Origin of the sequence: Arthrobacter sp. BL-252-APC-1A (genome assembly GCF_009696625.1) — a bacterium.
Classification (GTDB): Bacteria; Actinomycetota; Actinomycetes; order Actinomycetales; family Micrococcaceae; genus Arthrobacter_B.
In genome coordinates this window covers 1-1,447 of the sequence record NZ_VULS01000028.1, presented here as the reverse complement: position 1 = coordinate 1,447, position 1,447 = coordinate 1, and the positions used below count along the sequence as shown (strand labels likewise).

Below are 1,447 nucleotides of genomic sequence, written 5' to 3'. Positions count from 1 at the left end.
GGCTCTTCACGGTTCGTGGTGAATGTTCTGCCGTGATGGGTGTTCATGCCACTGTTCTGGCGGCACTGCGCAACAGGATACGCGTTTTGTAGTTGCGTGCGTTGGTGAACCCCCGGCCCGTCCTTTTGATGTGTTTGATAGCCGTGTTGTTTGCCTCAACTTTCGCTGTTGTCGCACCAGTGACGATAAGGACTTCGATCTCTTTCCACCATCGGCAGACGGTGCGCCAGAGCCGGTTCGTTTCTGGCTGCGCGGATTGTTCGACCAGAGTCTGCAGTCGGTCTTTCGCGGCTGCCGCGTCGGCAAGGGATCCGGTGGCAAGCAAGGCCCGCAGCTGTTCTTTGACCAGCCAAGCCGCCTGCAGCTTCCCGGTGGCATCGTCCGTGGCGAAGACGGTGTTCAGCCTGTCCCTGGCCCGCTCTGAGAGCGTGTCCCCGGCGCGCAGGAGCAGCCGCCGGTTGGCCCAGACCGGGTCGATGGATCGTCCCCGCCGGCCGTGGACCTGCTGGGTGAGGCGTTGCCGGACTTCGGTGAGCATGTCGTTGCCAAGCTTGACCAGGTGGAACGCATCGACGGAGACCGCGGTGCGCGGCAGCCACATCCGCAGGGCCTTTCGGAACGCTGCTGACGGATCGATCGCGACCACCTGAACACCCAGGCGCCATTGGAGGGGCCGGGCGAAGAGCCAGTCACCGACTCCTTGGCTGTCACGGCCGTCCACGATGCCCAGGACCTTTCCGCTATCGAGATCGACAATGGTGGTCATCCAGGGTTCGTAGCGTTTCCAGGCTTTGGTGGCCGGGTCGCGGAAGAACCGCACTGACCGGTAGCGGTGTTCATCGATGCCGAGCATCCGCGGGGCCAGTGCATCAACGTCAGGCAGCGTCAGTGCCGCGGTGTCCAGCGCGCGCTGGACCAGCCACCACGAGACGCCGAACGAGGAGGCAGCTTCCGCCGCGGCTCGTCCGGATCCGATCACAGCCGATACCAGGGCCTCACGGAGCCGGCGGGTGGACCGGGCCCGGCGCGGGACTTGGGCGGTCTCCTCGGTGAAGGTTCGGCGGGGACACAAATACTCGCCACAAAAGAATCTCCGCTTGGCCCAGAGCACTTCAACCGGGCCCGCGACGGGGACGTCACGCAGGCGCTGGGATCGGCGGGAATGAACCCGGGTGCTGATCACCCCGCAGGACGGGCAACCGGCCTCGGTGGTGGTTTCGACACTGATCCGGCGCTGCCCGCAGGCGAGGATCTCGGTCCCGGTGACACGGTAGTCGGGCAGGTTGAAGATGGTGGTGGCAGCATCGGGGCGCGGGGAAGTAGGCTCGATCAAGGCTCGTAGCTCCTGACTGTTGATGAATGCGTAGAGAACATCCATCACAGCAGGGCTACGAGCCCTTTAGCTTTCAAGACACGGAACCTGTTTCACCACCAACCGCGAAGAGCC

1 protein-coding gene is annotated in these 1,447 nt (G+C 64.1%); it reads right to left on the bottom strand.

The features are described from left to right. Positions 1-43: 43 nt before the first annotated feature. Complete coding sequence (locus FYJ28_RS17045) at positions 44-1,333, bottom strand: ISL3 family transposase (protein WP_154580189.1); 1,290 nt, start codon at positions 1,331-1,333, stop codon at positions 44-46. Between the last annotated feature and the right edge of the window lie 114 nt (positions 1,334-1,447).